Origin of the sequence: Bradyrhizobium sp. BLXBL-03 (genome assembly GCF_051853015.1) — a bacterium.
Classification (GTDB): Bacteria; Pseudomonadota; Alphaproteobacteria; order Rhizobiales; family Xanthobacteraceae; genus Bradyrhizobium; species Bradyrhizobium manausense.
On sequence record NZ_CP182470.1, the window covers coordinates 1,057,676 to 1,071,887 of the forward strand.

12 protein-coding genes are annotated in these 14,212 nt (G+C 63.6%); 1 reads left to right on the forward strand and 11 read right to left on the reverse strand.

All coding sequences use genetic code 11. The features are described 5' to 3' along the window. The first annotated feature begins 2 nt into the window (after positions 1-2). Complete coding sequence (locus ACNJX9_RS05090) at positions 3-527, forward strand: NADH-quinone oxidoreductase subunit B family protein (protein ID WP_439408026.1); 525 nt, start codon at positions 3-5, stop codon at positions 525-527. A gap of 24 nt (positions 528-551) precedes the next feature. Here the strand turns inward: ACNJX9_RS05090 and ACNJX9_RS05095 are convergent, their stop codons facing one another. The 11 genes from ACNJX9_RS05095 to ACNJX9_RS05145 form a co-directional block, all read right to left on the reverse strand. Next, a complete protein-coding gene (locus tag ACNJX9_RS05095; protein WP_439408027.1) occupies positions 552-2,648 on the reverse strand; it encodes a sensor domain-containing protein in 2,097 nt (698 codons plus the stop codon). Positions 2,649-2,855: 207 nt separating this feature from the next. Then, positions 2,856-4,139 carry a glycerate kinase type-2 family protein gene (locus tag ACNJX9_RS05100; RefSeq protein ID WP_439408028.1) on the reverse strand — a complete coding sequence of 428 codons (1,284 nt, stop codon included), beginning with the start codon at positions 4,137-4,139 and terminating at the stop codon, positions 2,856-2,858. Positions 4,140-4,341: 202 nt separating this feature from the next. After that, the gene (locus tag ACNJX9_RS05105; protein WP_439408029.1) at positions 4,342-5,571 is read right to left on the reverse strand and encodes an ABC transporter substrate-binding protein; all 1,230 of its coding nucleotides are present in this window, start codon (positions 5,569-5,571) and stop codon (positions 4,342-4,344) included. 173 nt (positions 5,572-5,744) lie between these two features. Next, complete coding sequence (locus tag ACNJX9_RS05110; RefSeq protein WP_057759520.1) at positions 5,745-6,974, reverse strand: ABC transporter substrate-binding protein; 1,230 nt, start codon at positions 6,972-6,974, stop codon at positions 5,745-5,747. 261 nt (positions 6,975-7,235) lie between these two features. Continuing rightward, complete coding sequence (locus ACNJX9_RS05115) at positions 7,236-8,462, reverse strand: ABC transporter substrate-binding protein (RefSeq protein WP_439408030.1); 1,227 nt, start codon at positions 8,460-8,462, stop codon at positions 7,236-7,238. A 119-nt stretch (positions 8,463-8,581) separates the two neighbouring features. Then, on the reverse strand, positions 8,582-9,808 hold the full coding sequence (locus ACNJX9_RS05120; protein WP_057759515.1) for an ABC transporter substrate-binding protein: 1,227 nt from the start codon (positions 9,806-9,808) through the stop codon (positions 8,582-8,584). Between the two features lie 40 nt (positions 9,809-9,848). Next, on the reverse strand, positions 9,849-10,865 hold the full coding sequence (locus ACNJX9_RS05125; protein WP_057759513.1) for a branched-chain amino acid ABC transporter permease: 1,017 nt from the start codon (positions 10,863-10,865) through the stop codon (positions 9,849-9,851). Positions 10,866-10,867: 2 nt separating this feature from the next. Then, positions 10,868-11,746 carry a branched-chain amino acid ABC transporter permease gene (locus tag ACNJX9_RS05130; RefSeq protein ID WP_057759511.1) on the reverse strand — a complete coding sequence of 293 codons (879 nt, stop codon included), beginning with the start codon at positions 11,744-11,746 and terminating at the stop codon, positions 10,868-10,870. Between the two features lie 12 nt (positions 11,747-11,758). Then, on the reverse strand, positions 11,759-12,472 hold the full coding sequence (locus tag ACNJX9_RS05135) for an ABC transporter ATP-binding protein (protein ID WP_057759509.1): 714 nt from the start codon (positions 12,470-12,472) through the stop codon (positions 11,759-11,761). After that, positions 12,469-13,266, reverse strand: a complete 798-nt coding sequence (locus ACNJX9_RS05140) for an ABC transporter ATP-binding protein (RefSeq protein WP_057759507.1) — start codon at positions 13,264-13,266, stop codon at positions 12,469-12,471. Before ACNJX9_RS05140 ends, ACNJX9_RS05135 begins: the two co-directional genes overlap by 4 nt. A 66-nt stretch (positions 13,267-13,332) precedes the next feature. Beyond that, positions 13,333-14,199: an IclR family transcriptional regulator gene (locus ACNJX9_RS05145; RefSeq protein ID WP_439408031.1), complete on the reverse strand. Its 867-nt coding sequence runs from the start codon at positions 14,197-14,199 to the stop codon at positions 13,333-13,335. Positions 14,200-14,212: the final 13 nt, after the last annotated feature.

Below are 14,212 nucleotides of genomic sequence, written 5' to 3' on the forward strand. Positions count from 1 at the left end.
CCATGCGCAAGACCCTGCTCGAAAGCCTCACCCATGGTTCGCTGACGGAGCCCGCGCCGGCGCCGGACGCTTCGGCGTTGGCCGAGCTCGCCGCGAAAGTCGATCGCGCCGCCCAGGCCAGGCTTGGGCGTTCTCTTGCCATTCGCGAGGTCGATGCCGGGTCCTGCAACGGCTGCGAATTGGAGATTCACGCGCTGTCCAACGCCTTCTACGATGTCGAACGTTTCGGCCTGCGCTTCGTCGCCTCGCCACGCCATGCCGACGTGCTGCTGGTGACGGGTCCCGTGACCAGGAACATGCGACAGGCACTGGAGCGGACCTACAACGCGACACCCGATCCGAAGTGGGTCGTCGCGGTCGGCGGCTGCGCGATCGACGGCGGCATTTTCCGAGGCAGCTACGCCTGCGTCGGCGGTGTATCCGAGACCATTCCGGTGGATCTGCACATCAAGGGCTGCCCGCCGTCGCCGACGGACCTGTTGAAGGGCCTGCTCGCGCTGCTCGAGCACGTCAGCGCCAAGCGGTAAGCCCCGCGGCGGGGCGAGCGCCCACTACGCCGCGGCGATCCGGTCCGGCATGGCGGGCCTGTCAGCGGCGAGGAAACGGCGCTCGATCTCCGCGGCGGGCAAAGGCGGGCTGAACAGATAGCCCTGCATCTCGTTGCAGCCCTCCGCCGAAATCCGCTCGCGCTGCTCGTCGGTCTCGACGCCCTCTGCCGTGGTGGTCATGCCCATGCCCTGCGCCAGTGCCGCCACCGCCCGCACGATGCTGAGCGACCCCGCATCGTTGCCGACGCCGCCGACGAAGGACCTGTCGATCTTGATCTTGTCGAACGGGAAGCATTGCAAATAGGTCAGCGACGAATAGCCGGTGCCGAAATCGTCCATGGCGATCCTGACACCCAGCGCGCGGAGCTGGCGCAGCGTCGCGAGCGCGCCATCGCGGTCCTGGATCAGCACGCTTTCCGTGATCTCGATCTCGAGTCGTCCCGGATCAAGCCCGGTGGCCGCCAGCGCGCTGACGATCACCTCAGCCAGGCCCGGCTGGCGGAATTGCACGGCCGAGATGTTGACGGCGACGTGCAGATGGTTCGGCCACCGGCTCGCGGTGGCGCAGGCCTGCCGGATCACCCACTCCCCGATCGGCACGATCAAGCCGATCTCCTCCGCGAGCGGGATGAAGTCGCCGGGCGCGACCAGCCCGCGCCGCGGATGGTGCCAGCGGATCAGGGCTTCGAACCCGCTGATCTCGTGGCCGCTGGCTTTCACGATCGGCTGGTAGTGCAGCTCGAACTCGCCGGCCGCAAGGCCCTTGCGCAGATCGCGCTCCAGCGCGCGACGGTTCTGCGCCTCTTCGTCCATGGCCGGATCGAAGAAGCGGTAGACGCCGCGACCGTTGCTTTTGGCCCGGTACAGCGCGACGTCGGCATTGTGCAGGAGTTGCTCGGGCGTCGTGCCGTCGCGCGGCGCAATGGCGATGCCGACGCTCGCGCCGGCAATGGCCTGGTGTTCGTCGAGCTCGAACGGTGCGCTCAATGCGCTCACCACCTCGCGTGCCAGCACCTCTGCGTCGCCTTGGCCTGAAATCGGCGTCTGCAGGATCAGGAATTCATCGCCGCCCATGCGCGCGATCGTGTCGCTCTCCCGTGCGAGCCGCCGCAGGCGGCGGCTGACCTCCCGGAGCAGGATGTCGCCGGCCTGGTGACCGAGCGTGTCGTTGACGGCCTTGAACTTGTCGAGATCGATGTGATGCACGGCGAACAGGCCGCCTTGTTCGAGCGCTTGGCCGAGCCGCTGGCCGAGCAGCGCACGGTTGGCGAGGTCCGTCAGCGCGTCATGATGCGCCATATGCGCGATCTGCAGCTCCGCCTTCCTTTGCTCGGTGATGTCTTCGTGGGTTGCGACCCAGCCGAGATCCGGCATCGGACGGTGCCTGATCTTGAAGGTGCGTCCGTTCCGCATCTCGACGATGCTGTCGGTGGGCTCGGCCGACGTGGCGACATCGGTCCGCCATCTGGCATATTCCTCGCGCGTCATCGCCGGCACGCTGCCGGCCTCGAAACGCATGTCGAGGATCTCCGCCAGCGGTGTGCCGGGCCCGACGCGATCGGGCGACAGGCCGTACATGTCGATATAGCGCGCATTGCAGACCCGCAGCCGATGGTCGGCGTCGAAGAAGCAGAGCCCGTGCGACATGTTGTTGATGGCGATGTCGAACTGGAAATTGCGTTCCTGCAGCCGCGCGCTGAGCTCCTCGCGCTCGGTGATGTCCTCGTGGGTCGCCATGCCGCCGCCACCGGGCAAGGGGTGGATGGTGTAGGCGATGATCCGGCCGTCGTCGAATTGCTGGACGGTCCGCTCGCTGGCGATCGAACCTTCGGTGCGGGCGCGGACATAGGCGCCGGCTTCGCCGCGAATGTTGAGGCCCAGCTTGAGCCGATGCTCGATCAGGTCCTTGATCGGCGTGCCCGGACGAACCTGTTCGGGTGACAGGCCGTACATCTCGCGGTAGCGCGGATTGCAGAAAATCACCTTGCGGTCGCTGCTGAAGAGGATGATTCCAAGCCACAGATTGCTGGTGGCGCACGCCAGCAGTTCGCCGAGCACGAGCGGATCGATGCCTTCCACCTGCCTGTCACTCTCAGTCATGCGCATTGCCCCCGAGCGCGCATTAGAGCAGGCGGTGGTGAACGAGCCCAACGATTTGCCCAAATAAGCAGCAGGTTCCTCAAACTGCGGCGAACGCGAGGTTAAGGACAGCGATTCCGGTGACCGGCTTGGCGCAGTACGGCGCGGAGTCAGAGATCCTTAACCATGGCGATCCCTCGGTCGCAGACGGTTTCGGCCGCCGCGGCGTCAGTCGACCAGGATCACCCTGATGTCGTTCACGTTGGTCAATGTCGGTCCCGGCTGCAGCAGGTCGCCCGTCGCTTCGAAGAAGGTCGTGGCGTCGTTGTTGTCCAGATAGGTCTGTGGCTGAAGCCCTTGCGCCTTCATCTTGGCGAAGGTCGCCGCATCGATCAGCGCGCCGGCGGGATCGGTGGGATGGCCGGCGCCGCCGTCGGCGCCGTCGGTGTCGCCGGCAAGCGCCGCGATGTCAGGCGTGTCCTTCAACAGCGAGGCCAGCGCCAGCGCGTATTCCTGGTTGGGGCCGCCGCGCCCCTGGCCGCGCACGGTCACCGTGAGCTCGCCGCCGGAGAGGATGGCGACACGCTTGCCTTGCGCGCGGGCCTGGAGCGCAAGCCTGGCGTGATCGGCCGCGACCTCGCGGGCCTCGCCTTCGAGATCGGCGCCGAGATCGATGGCCTCGTAGCCGGCCTCCTTCGCAAGTTTCACCGCGGCATCCAGCGATTGCTTGGGGCGCGCGATCAGCTCGAACGAGGCGCGTGCGAAGGCCGCATCACCGGGCTTGGCGCTTTCGTTGGCGGGATTGTCGAGCGCGTGCGCGACGGCATCGTCGATGGCGAGCTTGTACTTCGCGACGATCGCACGCGCGTCGGCCAGCGTGGTCGTGTCAGGCACGGTCGGACCGGAGGCGATCGCGGAAGGGTCGTCATGCGGCACGTCGGAGATCGCGAGCGTCACGATTGCCGCGGCGTTCTGGCCGGCGCGTGCCAGACGTCCGCCCTTGATGCGCGACAGATGCTTGCGCACGACATTCATCTCGCCGATCGGCGCGCCCGAGCGCAGCAGCGCCTTGTTGACCGCCTGCTTCTGCGCAAAGCTGATCCCGTCCACCGGCGCGATCCAGTTTGCCGAGCCGCCGCCGGTGAGCAGCACCAGCAGCAGATCGTCGGGGCCGGCCTCGCTCGCCAGCGCGAGCGTGTCGGCGGCGCCTTTCAGGCCGGCCTCGTCGGGCACGGGATGGCCGGCCTCGACCACGCGGATCCGGCGCGTCGGCACGCCGTAGCCGTGGCGCGTGGTGGCGATGCCGACGAGGCGTTCCGGCGCGAGCCCCAGCGTGTCGAGATAGTGCCGCTCCGCGGCCGCAGCCATCGCGGCGGCGCCTTTGCCGGCGGCGAGGCAGATCACGCGCCCCTTCGGTGCGGGACGCAAGTGAGGCGCCAGGATCGTGTTCGGATGGGCGGCGGCCACCGCGGCATCATAGAGCGCGCGGAGCAGGGGACGTCGGTCGGTCATGACGATGGCTTTCGGCTAACTCTTGAGCAGACTAAAGCTGTGGCGAGGACGTCGCCATGCCCCTGCCTAGCGCATCGGGCGCGAAAGGGTAAGCAGCCTTTACCATCATTCGATTGTGCAATCGCGTAATCAAAAACGGCACATAGCAAAAGGCCCCTGCGATCGTCTCGCAGGGGCCTTGCTATTGTCGGGCTTGTCGGGTCTAGCCGCCGACGTCGGCGCTGATCACGTCGCCGAACAGGTCCCACTTCTCGCCCTTGAACCGCTCCAGCTGCAGCTGGCTGATCGGGGCAAAGTCGGTCGGGGAGGTGTTGATCTGGATGCCCGGCAGCAGCACCTCGGTGCGGAAGTCCTTCAGGCTCGCGGCCTGCTTCATGACGTTCGCGCGGGTGAGATCATCTCCGCACTGCTTCAGGACCTGGACCAGGGTCTGCGCCACGCCGTAGCCGACGATAGTGCCGTGGTCGAGCTTGTCGCCATCCGGAAAGTACTTGTCCATGAATGTGATGAAATCCTTCATGCCTGGATCATTCTTCCACTGCGGGTCCGACACGTCCTTCAGATAGTCGGCGGAAATAATGTCCTGCGCGTTTTCGAAGCCCGCGGGCTTGAGCACGCTGCCGACGGAGGCCGACACGTTGTTGAGGAAGTGTAGCGGTTTCCAGCCGATCTCGGCGACCTTCTTGATCGCTTGTGCCGCGAATTTCGGCGTCGTGATGTTCATGAACACGTCGGCGCCGCTCGACTTCAGCTTGACCATGTGGTTGTCGATGGTCGGCTCGGAGGTCTCATAGCTCTCCTCGGCGACGATCATGCTCGCCGCCTTGGCACCCAGGCCGTCCTTCAGCCCCTTGAGATAGTCCTTGCCGTAGTCGTCGTTCTGGAACAGCACGGCGATCTTGGCGTCCGGCTTGTTCTTGAGCAGCCACTTCGCATAGATCTGCGTTTCGCTCTGATAGTTGGGCTGCCAGCCCATGGTCCATGGGAAGTTCTGCGGATCGTTCCACTTGGTGGCGCCGGTGGCGACGAACAGCTGCGGCACCTTCTTCGAGTTCATGTATTTCTGGATCGCCGAGTTCGACGGCGTGCCGAGCGAGTTGAAGATGAACAGCACCTCGTCGCTCTCGACCAGCTTGCGGGCCTGCTCGACCGCCTTCGGCGGCGAATAGGCGTCGTCGTAGGAGACGAAGTTGATCTTGCGGCCGTTGATGCCGCCTTCCTCGTTGATCTTCTTGAAATAGGCGGCTTCTGTCCGCCCGATGATGCCGTAGGCGGAGGCCGGTCCGCTGTAGGGCATGATGTTGCCGACCTTGATCTCGGTGTCGGTCGCGCCGGTATCATATTTCTTCTGGGCCGATGCGATGGAGGTCGAGGCCGCAATGAGCGCGAGTGCCAGTGACGCGACCGCAAGCTTGCCGGTGACAGCGGGCATTCCAATCTCCCTTTTTCAATTTCTTGGTGTGCGCGCGCTCCTTTTCTTTGTCGCCATGGTTGTTGGCGGCGCGGTGCAATTCAACCCGATTTGGCCGGAAGCTTCAAGGAAAAGCCCCTGCGAGGAGGCCGCAGGGGCTGCTTCTTTAGTCGCTGTTGGCGCCGATGATGCCGTCAGCCGCCGACGTCGCCGCTGATGACGTCGCCAAATCGTTCCCAGGTCTCGCCCTTGAAGCGCATCAATTGGAGCTGCGAGAGCGGCGCGAAATCGGTCGGGGACGTGTTGACCTTGATCCCCGGCAGCATCATTCCGAGTTCAAGATCCTTGATGCTCGCGGCCTGTTTCATGACATTCTCTCGGGTCAGGTCGTCCCCACACTGCTTCAATACGTGGGCTAGTGTCTGCGCGACGGTATAGCCATAGACGACGGAGTTATCTGTCCGGTTTGCATCGGGGTAGTACTTGTCGAGGAACTCGTTCCAGGCCTTCATTCCGGCATCGTCCTTCCATTGCGGGTCCGTCGGATCCTTCAGATACGCCGACGAAATGACGCCCTGTCCGTTCTCTATTCCTGCCGGCTTCATGACGCTGCCGATTGAAATCGAGACGTTATTGAGGAAATGCACCGGCTTCCAGCCGATCTCCGCGTTCTTCTTGATCGCCTGTGCCGCGAATTTCGGCGTCGTGATGTTGACGAAGACGTCAGCGCCCGTCGATTTCAGCTTGACGATGTGCGAGTCGATCGTGGGCTCCGAAACTTCGTAGCTCTCCTCCTGGACGATCATCGAAGCTGCCTTGGCGCCGAGGCCATCCTTCAGCCCCTTCAGATAGTCCTTGCCGTAATCGTCGTTCTGGAACAGCACGGCGATCTTGGCGTTCGGCATCTCCTTCAGGATGTACTTGGCGTAGATCTGCGTCTCGCTCTGGTAGTTCGGCTGCCAGCCCATCGTCCACGGGAAGTTCTGCGGATCGTTCCACTTCGTGGCGCCGGTGGCGACGAACAGTTGGGGCACCTTCTTCGAGTTCATGTATTTCTGGATCGCCGAGTTCGGCGGCGTGCCGAGCGAGTTGAAGATGAACAGCACCTCGTCGCTCTCGACCAGCTTGCGTGCCTGCTCCACCGTCTTCGGCGGTGAGTACGCGTCGTCATAGGAGATGAAGTTGATCTTGCGGCCGTTGATGCCGCCTTCCGCGTTGACCTTGCGGAAATAGGCTTCTTCGGTCTTTCCGATCACGCCGTAAGCCGAGGCCGGGCCGCTATAGGCCATGATGTTGCCGATCTTGATTTCGGTGTCGGAAGCGCCGGTGTCGTATTTCTTCTGTGCTGACGCCCCGGTCGACAGGGACGCAGAGAGCGCGAGGGCAGCCGCAAGGGCCCCCAAACGCACATGCATTGCAGGCATCTTGATCTCCCTTGGTCGTTTCGATGTGTCGTTCGTTCTTGATTGGGAGCGCAGGTGTTGCGACGCTCCGAGTCATATTGAATACCCTTCCTGCGGCGCCAGCAAGAAGAACGCCCCGGGCGGGACTGTCGCGGATGCGATTTGATCGATGCAGCGCGGAATATTCCGGTCGGCGGGACTGCCGCCGTCACGCGCCTGCGCGAACCTTGAGTTGCGTCAGGCCGGTCTCAAAAGTTCAGACTGTGCCGGGCGCGAGCCGCGCTAATGGCCCAGTTCGCTCGAGATGACCTCGCCGAACAATTCCCAGGCCTTGCCCTTGAACCGCATCATCCGAAGCTGCTTGATCGGCGCGAAATCGTCGGGTGCGGTGTTGATCGTGATGCCGGGCAGAAGCGTGTCGGGCGCGAAGTCCTTCAGGGAAGCTGCCTGCGTCATGACGTTGTCGCGGGTGAGATTGTCGCCGCACATCTGCAGCACCTTCACCATGGTCTGCGCCGCGGCGTAGCCGAACACGATGCCGGCATCGAGCTTGTTGGCCTTCGGGTCGTATGCCGCGAGGAAGTTGTAGAACTTCTTCATGCCGTCATCGGCGTTCCATTGCGGGTCGGAGCCGTCCTTGATGTAGGTCGCCGACAGGATGCCTTGCGAGATCTCGAAGCCCGCGGGCTCGATCACGCCGCCGACGGAGGCCGAGACGTTGGAGATGATGTGGATCGGGTGCCAGTTGATCTCTGCCGCTTTCTTGATCGCCTGCGCTGCGAATTTCGGCGTGGTGATGCTGACGAGGGTGTCGGCGCCTGCGGCCTTCAGCCTCACGACGTGCTCGTCGACCGCGGGCTCGGAGGTGTCGTAGGGCTCCTCCAGCACGATCATCGAGCCTTTGGCGCCGAGCCCTTCCTTCAGTCCGTTCAGATAATCCTTGCCGAAATCGTCGTTCTGATAGAGCACGCCGATCCTGGCGTCCGGTTTTTCCTTCATGATGTATTTGGCGTAGATCTTCGCCTCGCCCGCGTAGCTCGGCTGCCAGCCCATGGTCCAGGGATATTGCTTCGGGTCGTTCCACTTGGACGCGCCGCTCGCCACGAACAATTGCGGCACCTTCTTCTCGTTCATGTATTTGCGGATGGCGCTGTTGGTGGAGGTGCCGAGCGAACCGAAAATCAGCAGCACGTTGTCGCTTTCGACCAGCTTGCGCGCCTGCTCCACCGTCTTCGGCGGCGAATAGGCGTCGTCGTACGAGATGAATTTGATCTTGCGGCCGTTGATGCCGCCCTCGGCATTGACCTTGCTGAAATAGGCCTCTTCGGTCTTGCCGATCACGGCATAGGCCGAGGCCGGGCCGCTATAGGGCATGATGTTGCCGATCTTGATCTCGGTATCGGAGGCGCCGCTGTCATAGGATTTCTGCGCCTGCACGGGATTGCTCGCCGCAGTGCACAACGCGAATGCGGCGAAAAGCACCGCAACCTGAAATCGAACGACGATCATCGCACTCCTGCCTCACCTGGATCGGCGCCGCATTGAACAAGATTGATATCTGACGTCAACAAAAAGCCCCCGCGATCGTTCGCGGGGGCTTTTCAGCCTTGGCCTAAAGCGTCAGCGCGTCACTCCGGAGCGACGTCGCCGTTCAGGATCTCGCCGAACTGTTCCCATTTCTCGCCCTTGAACCGCTGCATCTGCAGCTGGCTGATCGGTGCGAAGTCGTTCGGTCCGGTGTTGATCTTGACGCCGGGCAGCAGCGTATCAGGCGCAAAGTCCTTGAGGCTGGCCGCCTGCTTCATCAAATTGGCCCGGGTGAGATCGTCACCGCACTGTTCCAGCGCCTTGGCCAGCGTCTGAGCGGCGCCGTAGCCGTAGACGATGCTGGCGTCGGTCTTGTCGGCGCCGGGCATGTACTTGTCGAGGAATTCGGCCCACTTCTTCATGCCGGGATCGTCGTTCCAGCGCGGATCGGCGCCGTCCTTGGCATAGGCCGCCGACAGCACGCCCTGGGAGGCCTCGAAGCCGGCCGGCTTCATCACGCTGCCGACCGAGGCCGACACGTTGGTGATGATCTGCAGCGGCTTCCAGCCGAGCTCGGCGGTCTTCTTGATGGTCTGCGCGCCGAATTTCGGCGTCGTGTAGATCATGAGGACGTCGGGATTGGCGGCCTTGATCTTGACGATGTGGCCGTCGATCGACGGCTCGGAGACCTCATAGCTCTCTTCCAGGATGATGTTCGAAGCCTTGGCGCCGAAACCGTCCTTGGTGCCCTTGAGGTAGTCTTTGCCGAAATCGTCGTTCTGATAGAGGATCGCGACCTTGGCGTCGGGCTTCTCCTTCAGCAGCCATTGGGCATAAATATGGGCTTCGCTCTGGTAGGAGGGCTGCCAGCCCATGGTCCAGGGGAAGTTCTTCGGGTCGTTCCACTTGGTGGCGCCGGTGGCGACGAACAGCTGCGGGATCTTCTTGGCGTTGAGATATTTCTGGATCGCGCTGTTCGAGGGCGTGCCGAGCGGGTTGAACACGGCGAGCACCTCGTCGCTCTCGACCAGCTTGCGGACCTGCTCCACGGCCTTCGGCGGCGAATAGCCGTCGTCATAGGTGACGAAGTTGATCTTGCGGCCGTTGATGCCGCCCTTGTCGTTGATCATCTTGAAATAGGCTTCTTCGGTCTTGCCGATGATGCCGTAGGCCGAGGCCGGACCGCTATACGGCATGATGTTGCCGATCTTGATCTCGGTATCGGTCGCGCCGGTGTCATATTTCTTCTGCGCGAGGGCGGCCGTGGAGGCGAGCGTGGCGACCGCCGTTACGAGCGCGGCGGTTCGAAGTGTTCTTGCGAAAGGCAATTCGGTCTCCTTGGTTGAAACGACGGTCTTGATTGCGGGGTTAGTTCTTTCTGAGCCTGCTTGCGAATTGCTGACCCAGGATCGCGACCTGCCTTGCGCCATGCGGCACGAGATAGATGACGAGGAACAGCAGCACGCCGAACACGGCGCCGGAGAGGCCCTTGGAGATGCCTTCCGCGATGTTCGGCACGAAGATGATGAAGGCGGCACCGATGATCGAGCCCGGCAGCCAGCCGACGCCGCCGACCACCATGCCGAGGAACAGCTGGATCGCGAGCGTGATGGTGAAGCTGTCGGGCGCGACGAACTGCACCGCGATGGCGCTGAGGCCGCCGGCAACGCCGGTGATGCCGGCCGAGACGCCGAAGGCGAGCGTCTTGTAGAGCGCGACATTGACGCCCATGGCGGAGGCTGCGATCTCGTTGTCGCGGATCGCCATGAAGGCGCGGCCCGAGCGCGAGCGGAGCAGGTTGACCGAGAAGATGTAGATCGCGAGCACGACGACCAGCGTGAAGTAATACAGCCACATGTCCTGCGACATCTTCAGCCCGAACGGCGCATCCGGCTTGGTGACGACGAGGCCCTGCACGCCGCCGGTCCACTTCTCGAGGAAGTTCAGCTTGAGCAGCTGCGGCATCGCGGTGGCCAGCGCGAAGGTCGCGAGCGCAAGATAGACGCCGGAAAGCCGCAGCGCCGGCTGGCCGAACAGGAAGCCCACGCCGAAGCAAAGCACGCCCGCGACCGGCAGACAGAGGAAGTAGGGGATGTTGAACTGCTCCATCATCACGGCGGTGATGTAGGCGCCGATGCCGTAGAACGCGCTCTGGCCGAGCGAGAACTGGCCGCTGCCGCCGGTCAGGATGTTGAGCGCCAGCACGGCGAGGCCCAGATAGAGCAGCTGGGTCAGCTGGAAGATCACGAAATTCTTCGCGAACACCGGCACGACGAGGAGCAGCAGCAGCACCACCACCGAGGTACCGGTGCCCAGCGTCATGGCCCGCTTCGGCACGGCCTCGACGGCAGGGGCTTCCGTGACGACGTCTTCGACAGCGCTCATGATCAAACTCGCTTGACGATGTGCCGGCCGAACAGACCAGCGGGTTTGACGACCAGGACGGAGATGATCAGCGCGAGCGCGATCGGGAGTTTCAGCTCGTTGCCGACGCCGGGGATGTAGGTGCCGGCGAGGTTCTCGAAGATGCCGACCAGGAAGCCGCCGACCACGGCGCCGAACGGTGAGGTCAGGCCGCCGAGCACGGCCGCGGCGAAGCCGTAGATGAGCACGCCGCCCATCATGTTGGGCTCGAGGAACACGACCGGCGCGATCAGCATGCCGGCGATCGAGCCGATCGCGGTCGCCATGCCCCAGCCGAGCGCGATCATCCAGCTGGTGTTGATGCCGACGAGGCGCGCCGATTCAGGCACCGAGGCGGCCGCGCGCATGGCAAGGCCGATCCGGGTGTACTGGAAGAAGAAATACAGGCCGAGCAGCAGCAGCACGGTGACGCCGATCATGCCGGCCTGGTGGGTCGAGATCAGCTGGCTGCCGAGGAACGGCGCGGAGCCGAACGGGGTCGGATATTGCTTGATGGTGAAGTCCCAGATCAGGCCGGCGGAGGAGTTGATGATCGCGAACAGCGCGATGAAGCCGGCGACGTTGGTCAGAACAGGCGCCTTCGCCAGCGGTTTGAACAGGATGCGCTCGATCGCGATGCCGGCGACGAAGGAGAGCACCAGCGTGATCAGGAAGGCGACCCAGTACGACAATCCCCACTGCATCAGCTGCCAGGAGATGAAGGTCGAGAACATCGCCATCTCGCCCTGCGCGAAGTTGAGATGGTCGATCGCCTGGTAGATCATGACCACCGCGAGCGCCATGCAGGCGTAGATCGCGCCCGTGGCAATCCCGGCCAGGACCTGGTTGGTAAACAGTTCCATGGTGCCGGCTCCTCAGTAGCCCAGATAGGATTTGCGGATTTCTTCGTTGTTGGCGATGTCCTTGGCATTGCCGGACATCACGATGCGGCCGGTCTCGATCACGTAGGCCTGGTCGGCCAGCTCGAGCGCGAGCTGGGCGTTCTGCTCGACCACCAGGATCGACACCTTGTCCTCGCGGTTGATCTTGCCGAGGATGCCGAAAAGGTCGCGTACGACGAGTGGCGCAAGGCCGAAGGACGGCTCGTCCAGCAGCATCAGCCGCGGCCGCAGCATCAGCGCGCGTGCGACCGCGAGCATCTGCTGCTCGCCGCCGGAGAGCGTGCCGGCCTGCTGGGTATGGCGCTGCTTCAAGACCGGGAAATGCGCGTACATGCGCTCGATGTCGGAGACGATGCCGGCATTGTCCTTGCGGGTGATGGCCCCTAACTGGAGATTCTCCTCCACCGTCATGGTGGTGAAGGTGCCGCGGCCCTGCGGCACGTGTGCGATGCCGTAGCGCACGATGCTTTCGGTCGAGCGGTTGTTCAGCGGCTTGCCGTCGAACTCGATGCCGCCGGTGGAGCGCACCATGTTGCAGATCGCGCGCAGCGTCGTGGTCTTGCCGGCGCCGTTGGCCCCGAGCAGCGTCGTCAGCGAGCCCTCGTTGAGCGAAAAGGTGAGGCCATGGAGCGCCTGGACCTGGCCGTAATAGGCGCGCAGGTCCTTGACGTTGAGCAGAACAGTCATTGGTCCTTGCTCCCGAGATAGGCCTTGATGACGTCGGGGTCCGCCTGCACCTGCGCAGGCGTGCCTTCCGCGAGCTTCTTGCCGAAATTCAGCGCGACGACGTGGTCGGCGATCGACATCACGAGGCCCATGTGGTGCTCGACAAGCAGCACCGTCATGTGGCGCTCGTCGCGGATTTTGCGGATGAGGTCGCCGAGGATGTAGACCTCTTCGTGGTTGAGGCCGCCGGCGGGCTCGTCGAGCAGCAGGATCTTCGGGTCTGCCGCCAGCGCCCGCGCCAGTTCGACGCGCTTCTGCGTGCCGAAGGGCAGGCCGGAGACGGTGGTGTGAGCGACCTCCTCGAGGTCGAGATAGCTGAGGATCTCGTGCACCTTCTTGTTCACGCTGCTCTCGCCGCGGCGGATCCAGGCGAGGCGCAGCGAGTCGCTGATGATGTCGGAGGAGGTGCGGGCATGGGTGCCGACGCGGACATTGTCCATCACCGACAGGTTCGGAAACAGCGCCACGTTCTGGAAAGTGCGGCCGATGCCGATCTCGGCGATCCGGTGCGGCGGGCGTTTCAAAATGCTCGCGCCTTCCATCAGGATGTCGCCTGACGACGGCTGGTAGAGGCGGGACAGGCAGTTGAACAGCGTGGTCTTGCCGGCGCCGTTGGGGCCGATCAGTCCGAGGATCTGGCCCTTGTGCATGTCAAAGGACACACCGTTGAGCGCGACGATGCCGCCGAACACGACGCTGACGTCGCGAACGGCGAGCAGAGGCGATGTCCCCTGCGCGAGCTGTACCTGCGTCATCTCGTCTCGCCCACACTGTGCAGTGGGCGAAGGGGCGATGCGAACCGCTCCCTGACATGACAAAGGCTATCTGATCCCCTCGGCCACACGCGCAACTTTTCCTCCTGATTTCAGCTTTTTGCTGTCGTCTTTTTTGGATAGCGACATCAGACCGCCAAGTGCCGCTTCGATGTTCCTTACCATCGCAAGCAGACGCGGTCCAATGTCGTTGATCAATCGTTCTTCCGTGAAGCGGAATGCCGGTGCGCCGCAATTGAATGCGTAGGGCCCGGTTCCGTCGTTGAGCTTGAGCGCAACACCGGCGGCGCCGATGTCGTCGTGCCAGTCGCCGACCGAGATCGCGAAGCCATGCTTGCCGACCATTTCGCCGGAACGCTCCAGCCCGTCGCGCATCTTCGGCCAGCGGCTGCCGTAATGTTCGCGCAGCACGCGCGACAGCTCGGCGCGGTCGTCCTCGCCCAGCGCCCAGAAATAGGCGCGGCCCATCGCAGTGGTTGCAATCGGGACGCGCGAGCCGACGTCAAGTTGAACGCCGACGGTCTCGCTGCCGCGGCTCTGTCCGAAATAGATCATGCTGTGACGGTCGCGGCCGCCGATCGCGACCGCGCCACCCGTCGCGCGCATCACTTCCTCGCGGAACGGCTCGGACAAATGCCGAACACCGAGATTGGCGAGCGCCGCGTAGCCCAGCGCCATTGCGGCGGGCGCGAGCTGATATTTCTCGAAGCGGGGAACCGGCGTCAGATAGCCGAGCTTCGTCAACGTGTAGGTCAGCCGCGAAACGGTCGGCTTCGGCAGATTGGTGCGGGCGGCAATCTCCTGATTGCCGAGAAGTCCGTCGCTGGGTTGGAATGCGCGCAAGACATCAAGCCCGCGGGAAAGCGCGACGACGAAATTCCGATCGTTCGCGGTCTTCTTTCCTGTACGCTTCATCCCTGATCTGCTC

Bases quoted from the DNA above. Each gene is read 5' to 3' on its own strand.
- ACNJX9_RS05090 (WP_439408026.1), top strand. From the start codon at position 3: ATGCGCAAGACCCTGCTCGAAAGCCTCACCCATGGTTCGCTGACGGAG.
- ACNJX9_RS05095 (WP_439408027.1), bottom strand. From the start codon at position 2,648: ATGACTGAGAGTGACAGGCAGGTGGAAGGCATCGATCCGCTCGTGCTC.
- ACNJX9_RS05100 (WP_439408028.1), bottom strand. From the start codon at position 4,139: ATGACCGACCGACGTCCCCTGCTCCGCGCGCTCTATGATGCCGCGGTG.
- ACNJX9_RS05105 (WP_439408029.1), bottom strand. From the start codon at position 5,571: ATGCCCGCTGTCACCGGCAAGCTTGCGGTCGCGTCACTGGCACTCGCG.
- ACNJX9_RS05110 (WP_057759520.1), bottom strand. From the start codon at position 6,974: ATGCCTGCAATGCATGTGCGTTTGGGGGCCCTTGCGGCTGCCCTCGCG.
- ACNJX9_RS05115 (WP_439408030.1), bottom strand. From the start codon at position 8,462: ATGATCGTCGTTCGATTTCAGGTTGCGGTGCTTTTCGCCGCATTCGCG.
- ACNJX9_RS05125 (WP_057759513.1), bottom strand. From the start codon at position 10,865: ATGAGCGCTGTCGAAGACGTCGTCACGGAAGCCCCTGCCGTCGAGGCC.
- ACNJX9_RS05130 (WP_057759511.1), bottom strand. From the start codon at position 11,746: ATGGAACTGTTTACCAACCAGGTCCTGGCCGGGATTGCCACGGGCGCG.
- ACNJX9_RS05135 (WP_057759509.1), bottom strand. From the start codon at position 12,472: ATGACTGTTCTGCTCAACGTCAAGGACCTGCGCGCCTATTACGGCCAG.
- ACNJX9_RS05140 (WP_057759507.1), bottom strand. From the start codon at position 13,266: ATGACGCAGGTACAGCTCGCGCAGGGGACATCGCCTCTGCTCGCCGTT.
- ACNJX9_RS05145 (WP_439408031.1), bottom strand. From the start codon at position 14,199: ATGAAGCGTACAGGAAAGAAGACCGCGAACGATCGGAATTTCGTCGTC.